This window comes from Yoonia sp. (assembly GCF_017854415.1).
Classification (GTDB): domain Bacteria; phylum Pseudomonadota; class Alphaproteobacteria; order Rhodobacterales; family Rhodobacteraceae; genus Yoonia.
Window position 1 is genome coordinate 1 of sequence record NZ_JAFMHR010000154.1, and the last position, 6,186, is coordinate 6,186.

At 53.6% G+C, this 6,186-nt stretch carries 4 protein-coding genes and 2 pseudogenes; 1 reads left to right on the forward strand and 5 read right to left on the reverse strand.

Annotated elements, in window-relative coordinates:
- Nucleotides 1-282 precede the first annotated feature (282 nt).
- Nucleotides 283-1,464 (reverse strand): phytanoyl-CoA dioxygenase family protein, encoded by a 1,182-nt coding sequence (locus QZ197_RS14040; RefSeq protein WP_296432758.1) that lies wholly within the window; start codon nucleotides 1,462-1,464, stop codon nucleotides 283-285.
- Between the two features lie 80 nt (nucleotides 1,465-1,544).
- On the opposite strand from QZ197_RS14040, the gene QZ197_RS14045 reads away from it, so the two are divergent.
- On the forward strand, nucleotides 1,545-2,579 hold the full coding sequence (locus tag QZ197_RS14045; RefSeq protein WP_296432760.1) for a LacI family DNA-binding transcriptional regulator: 1,035 nt from the start codon (nucleotides 1,545-1,547) through the stop codon (nucleotides 2,577-2,579).
- 235 nt (nucleotides 2,580-2,814) lie between these two features.
- Here QZ197_RS14045 and QZ197_RS14050 read toward each other — a convergent pair whose 3' ends face one another.
- The 4 genes and pseudogenes from QZ197_RS14050 to QZ197_RS14065 all read right to left on the reverse strand — a co-directional run.
- Nucleotides 2,815-3,450, reverse strand: a complete 636-nt coding sequence (locus QZ197_RS14050) for an aspartate/glutamate racemase family protein (protein WP_296432761.1) — start codon at nucleotides 3,448-3,450, stop codon at nucleotides 2,815-2,817.
- Nucleotides 3,450-4,286, reverse strand: a pseudogene (locus QZ197_RS14055) (ABC transporter permease). The gene QZ197_RS14050 and the pseudogene QZ197_RS14055 overlap by 1 nt, the downstream one beginning before the upstream one ends.
- Nucleotides 4,286-5,149 carry an ABC transporter permease gene (locus tag QZ197_RS14060; RefSeq protein ID WP_296432762.1) on the reverse strand — a complete coding sequence of 288 codons (864 nt, stop codon included), beginning with the start codon at nucleotides 5,147-5,149 and terminating at the stop codon, nucleotides 4,286-4,288. The pseudogene QZ197_RS14055 and the gene QZ197_RS14060 overlap by 1 nt, the downstream one beginning before the upstream one ends.
- Before the next feature lie 58 nt (nucleotides 5,150-5,207).
- Nucleotides 5,208-6,128, reverse strand: a pseudogene (locus QZ197_RS14065) (extracellular solute-binding protein); the annotation flags it as partial.
- Nucleotides 6,129-6,186: the final 58 nt, after the last annotated feature.

Here is a 6,186-nt window from a genome sequence, read left to right on the forward strand (position 1 = left end):
ATTGACTGCTTCATCCGCGGAGTGGCCATCGACTTCCCCAAATGCAGCGCCCTGTTGTCAAAGTCCGTTTTGGGAAAGCTGCACTGCAGCATCTTGATACTCGGTCAATGACTGCAATGGGCCGTTCGTTTCAGGCAAATCGACGTATGGCCGGCCGATGCTGCGGTGCATCCGATGGCCGCAACGAGCCCTCTTTAACTGCTTTCTGTAGAGCAGCGAATGGCCGCTTTGCAAGTCTGGCCTAGCGAAATCGTGAGACATTCTTGCGTAGATCGTATGAAGCTATGCCAATTGCTTGATGCGCATCTCATCCAGAATCGCTCCAAATTTCTGAAGATCAAAATCCTCAGCAAGGGCACGCGCAAACAGCGCTTGTTGCGTTTCAGGTGCAAGCCCCCCTTTTGGGGGATCTCGGTCCAAATTGGTCGGGAATGAATACCCTTCTGCCGATGCGGCAATTGCAGCCCTTAGGTTTGAAACGCCTAATGTCCTGTTATGGTGTGCGGCCAACGCATGGGGATACAGCAGTTTGCACATCTTCTCACGGTCTACGGTTTCCATGGCACGCCCGAACGCAGACGACACTTGCAACAAATTGGCCATGCGGTGAATATTACTGCTCGTATTTGCGCCTGCCGCATGAAAGAGTGCTGGGTTGAAAAATAGGGCATCCCCTTTGGCCAGCGGCAATTGAATGCATCGCTCTTCAAACAGCGCGCTAAAATCGTCCTGTCGCCACGCGGCATAACCTGCACGGTAAAGTTGCGAGAATGGCAAAAGCTTTGTTGGGCCGCTTTCAATCGGCATGTCACAATGTGCGACGGCACCTTGCAGCGTCAGTGCAGGCGAAAGGTCATGCACATGTGCGGGATATTCCGCAATAATTTCAGCGGTTTGAAAGCCGAGGTGATAGTCTCTGTGGGCTTGCTGTGCCGCACCGCCTGGATGAACCAGATTGATCTGAGCTGTCATCTGATAATTCGGACCAAGCCATGCCTCACAGGCTGCAGCGATGGATGTGTTGGCGAAGTATCGCAAAAACACCTCCGGAGCCTCTTCGCAGAGTTTCTGTAAGGAATTCCAAATCCTGTCGTTGGAGCCTGACGCTGCGAAATGGTCACCTCCGTCGCCGCTTGCCAGTTTTTCGGAGGCAATGATTTGTTCGTATATCGCGGTGGCCTCGTCCAGGACGACAGTGTCGGCGTAAGCCCCGCGCAGAACAAGAACACCCGCGCCCGCCTGAAGGACACGGGCCCATTCGGCCATAATCATCCGGCGTTGCTCTTTGTCCTCAAGCGATGGGCGCAACCTTTGCATGTCATAAACTGGGATATTCTTTTGAATGTCGGCTGCGTTCGGAATGGTTGATGGGTTTGTAGTTTGACCGATAAGCGCGGTGAATGCGTCAAGATCACATGCTGCGCTATCAAAATATCCTGCATCAGTGTCGATATGGCGGCTCATTGAATGTCTCCCTGTGTTGCCCTCACTGTGCGGTAATGAAACCTTGATTGGTTTCCCAAAAAACATCAGAAACACATCAAATGACACATCGGTTTCCAATTAAAGAAGTTGCCAGACAGTCGGGGCTCAGCACTGCGACAGTTGACCGCGTGATAAACAATCGCGCGAATGTCAGCCCGCAAACCAAGGCACGTGTTGCCGCCGCTATTTTGGAACTTGAAGGACAAGAGGCGCAATTGACCGCCCGTGGGCGACGTCTGTTTTTCGATTTTGTTATCGAGGCACCAACGCGCTTTAGCCGTGAAGTCCAGCAAGCTGCGGAACAGGTTTTGCCTCGGATCGGGAGTGCCGTGTGCCGTCCAAGGTTCCAAACGCAAGAAATTATGGGCGAAGACGATGTCGCCGCAGCTTTGTCGCGCATCGCCAAACGTGGTAGCCACGGCGTGTGCATCAAGGCGCGCGATCTACCGACGATACGGGCAGCGGTGGATCAATTGATCGCGTCAGGCATTCCAGTGGTCACGTTGGTCACCGACCTGACCACCACAAAGCGCCTTGCCTATGTCGGCCTTGATAATCCAAGCGCAGGTCGCACGGCGGCCTATTTGATTGCGAAAACGGTCGGCGACAGTGCGGGAACAGTTCTGACCTCAAGAAGTAATGATCGGTTTTTGGGGGAGGAAGAGCGAGAAGTGGCGTTCAAGGCGACCCTGACCCGGCTGTGTCCATTCCTGTACATCATAGAAGCAAGTGGTGGCAGCGGCGTGAATTATGAAACATCGCGCATCATGCAAAATATTGTCGCAGGTCTGGACCAAATACGTGCCGTATATTCGATGGGCGGCGGCAACACGGCGATTTTGAATGCCCTCGAACAGAACGGGTCGCTGCCTGATGTTTATGTGGCCCACGATCTGGACAACGATAACAGACGGTTAATCGAAGATGGACGACTCAGCTTTGTACTGCACCATGATCTTCGCGTTGATCTACAAAACGTGTTCCAAGCCTTCTTGCATCATCACAAGCTCATGCCCGCTCCGCTTGATACAACCATATCTCATATTCAGGTTGTTACTCCGGAGAATGTTCCACCTCACAACAGGCGCTTCTAAAAGCGGACAATTGCGCAAAAGCAGCGAAAGCTCACTGTGTCCGCGTTGTGTGAGTTCATGCGGGGCGCAGCGAAAGGCGGATATTCCTAGACCAGCCATTGGTGATCTGCGCAGCTAACGGCTGATCAGAGCCCATTGTGACCAATGCTGCAGCCCGCTTAAATGGCGGCTTCCGGAAGCATAGCAGGCGTTCACTGATAGTCTAAAATGCCAATCTTTAGTTCGGTTCTGAACTTTACTTAGCCAAAAGAAATGCGAGCTGCGCGGCAGATGTGACGCCGTCAATTAGCCTTACAGCTTCAGTTTCACCAAAATACGCCGGAATATGGACCATGCCAGCGCACCCAAGAACAACTATACTAACCTTGTCTTCTACGATGGCACGTTTGATTTCCCCGACCACGGCAGGAGCTGTTCCGGCGGGGTTTGCTTCCAGATCTAAAACCGGGACACCACAGGCGCGGACGCGAGCCAGTTTTGATGTGAAGCCGGAAGCGTGGATGTTGTCTTCCAGAATAGGCACAGAAACGGCCAAAGTAGTCACAACTGAAAAACGTCCACCTGCCAGAACCGCCATGTGATAGGCCGCTTGGCCGATGCCAATGACGGGACAGGTGGCTATTTCGCGGGCTGCGACCAGCCCCGTATCGTCAAAGCAGCCGATGATAATAGTCTTCGCGCCTGCATCACATGCTTTGCGAACAAGCGCCAATAAGGGTGGGATGCAGGCTGCGCCGTCCTCAGATCCCTGGATTGCGGCGGGCCCTTCGAGGGATGTCCAGCCTTCCAGTGCGACGCCCGCTTTCGATGCTGTTTCCACCATCGCTTGGGTCATAGCCTCAGTGCTGTTTGGGTTGATCAAGACGATCATCAGACGGCCTTTCCCGCGTCGCTGCCTGCGCGCGCTTTGCGCCGATTGCTAAGGAGTGCGAGTGCGAGGAACACTCCGATGATCAATAGCGAGAACAGCGTCGTCAGCGTGCCAAGCGCATACAGCACAGGCGACGTAACATTGGTCGTCATCCCGTAAATTTCTAGAGGCAAGGTATTGTAGCTGCCTGCCGTCAACAAAGTGCGCGCGAATTCGTCATAGCTGAGCGTAAAGCCGAACAACGCCACGCCAATCAGTGAGGGTGCAATGATCGGCAACACGACATAGCGGATGGTCTGCCAAGGTGTGGCACCCAGATCGCGGGCGGCTTCTTCGAAGCTTTTGTCGAAACGATTGAAGACGGCAAACATGATCAGCAGGCCGAATGGCAGCGTCCATGTCAGTTGTGCGCCAAAACCGGAGGTCGACCAATGCACGTTGAGCCCACTTTGCGAGAACAGCAGGCCCACGCCCAGGGACACAAGGATCGACGGGATCACCAGCGCCGTGATTATCAGGTAAAACAGAATGCCTGAGCCTGCGAATTTCTTGCGGAAGGCTAAGCCGCCCATAACCGAGACGACCACCGTTGTAACCATGACCATCAGGCCCAACACGATTGAACGACGAAAGCTGCCCTAGATGTCGCCGACGGCCTGTTGTTCGAACAGGTCATAAAACCAATACATCGACACGCCGCGCATCGGGAATGTCAGCCCACCCCCCTCACCTTGGAACGACAGTATGCCAATCGTTAGGGTCGGACCGTAAAGGAACAGCACAAACAGCACGAAGAACGCGGAGAGGACGTAGAACGATCTTGGGCGCGGTTCCATTAAAGTTCCTTCCGAATGTCGACAAAGCGCAAAAGGATGCCGATGGTGATCAGCACGGTTGCCAGCAACACAATCGCCGTGGCCGACGCGCTTGGGTATTGCAGCAAGGCGATGTCGTTTGAGATCAAACGACCGACGTTCGCGGATTGGCTGCCCGACATGAAGCGCACTGTGATGAAATCGCCCATCACGAGTGTGACCACGAAAATGGTGCCGATCATAATGCCAGGCTTGGTCAACGGGATAATGACGTTCCACAAAATTTGCGCACCGTTTGCGCCTGCATCCCGCGCAGCCTCGATCAAGGATTTGTCGATCCGCATCATCGTGTTGAAGATCGGGACGACCATGAACAGCGTGTAGAGGTGCACAAAGGCGAGGATGACGGCGAAATCTGAGAACAGCAGCCACTCGACCGGTTCGTCTATGACGCCCCAGGACATCAGCGTGGAATTGGCGATGCCGTTGCGCCCGAGAAATGGGATCCAGCTGATCATGCGGATGATGTTGGAGGTCCAGAACGGAATTGTGCACAGGAGGAAAAGTGCGATTTGCCATGTCAGGCTACGAATGTGGAATGCAAGATAATAGGCAACGGTGAACCCGATTACCAAGGTAAAGGCCCATGTAATGAACGCATATTTGAACGTGTTGAGAAAGACGGTGTAGGTGACGGGTGACCCAAACAGGAACGCGTAATTGTCCCATTCAAAGGCCGGAATGATGGAAAATTCGGTCGCACGCCAAAAGCTGACGATTACGATTAGGACAATCGGCATCACGAGAAAAACCAGCAGTACAGCCGCAAGGGGAGACACCATCAGCCAGCCGGTTACATTTCGATTTTCTAACAGCTTTTTCATAAGTATTCTTTGTATTGGATGGGGTGGGTGCGCCGCATGGCGCACCCGTTTGTCGTTCTTAAGCGGCGATAAATTCGTTCCACTTGCGGACCATGTATTGGTTCTCATCCATGACAGAGTTCCAGCAAACAACAGATCCCATACGATCAAGGAAGGCTCCACCATCGCGGACTTCGCCTGCGCCTGCAAGTTTCGCACCGGTTGGTGACAGGATGTCGCCCGCCGCGGCTTTGCCTTCATACCAAAAGCCCCATTCGTCTGCGGACATGAACTCTTTCGACGTTTCGGGCACTGCAGAGTAATAGCCCTGACGCATCAGATAGCCACCAACCCAGCCGGAGAGGTACCAGTTGATGTATTCATAGGCAGCTTCAAGCTCCAGACCAGACAGTGCAGCAGAGATGCCCAAACCGCCGCCCCACGAGCGGTAGCCTTCTTCCAAAGGCTGGTAGACGCATGGAACACCTTGCGATTTGACGGCTGTGATAGCAGGGGACCACATGGACTGGATCACAACTTCGCCCGACGCCATCAGGTTGACGCTTTCATCAAAGGACTTCCAGAACGCGCGGAACTGGCCGTTTTTCTTAGCCTCGGTGAAAATGCCAAGCGTCAGATCGATCTCTGCTTTCGTCATGTTGCCTTTGTCGGGGTAAGTGTATTCGCCCATGGATTCCACTACCATCGCCATGTCCATGATCCCGATAGACGAGATGTCGAGTATCGATGCTTTACCCTTAAACTCAGGGTTCAAAAGCTCGGACCAGTTGTTGATCGGACAGCCGATCAGATCGGGGCGGATGCCCAGCGTGTCGGCGTTGTAGATCGTCGGGATCAGGGTCATCCAACCAGATTCTTCTTGTACAAAGTCCGTACCGTTCGGGCCCGACGTAAAGCCGACAGTATGTGGTGCTGTGCCCTGTGCAATCGTGCTGGTCGGTGTCAAAAGACCACTGCGGAATGTACCGGCGATCTGGTCTTACCACGGTTTAGTTCCGGCCTCTTTCGAGCAATGTTTGCTATGAAGGAGATAAGGA

Excerpts from the sequence above, each read along its gene's own strand:
- QZ197_RS14040 (WP_296432758.1), bottom strand. The coding sequence starts at position 1,464 with ATGAGCCGCCATATCGACACTGATGCAGGATATTTTGATAGCGCAGCA.
- QZ197_RS14060 (WP_296432762.1), bottom strand. The coding sequence starts at position 5,149 with ATGAAAAAGCTGTTAGAAAATCGAAATGTAACCGGCTGGCTGATGGTG.
- QZ197_RS14045 (WP_296432760.1), top strand. The coding sequence starts at position 1,545 with ATGACACATCGGTTTCCAATTAAAGAAGTTGCCAGACAGTCGGGGCTC.
- QZ197_RS14050 (WP_296432761.1), bottom strand. The coding sequence starts at position 3,450 with ATGATCGTCTTGATCAACCCAAACAGCACTGAGGCTATGACCCAAGCG.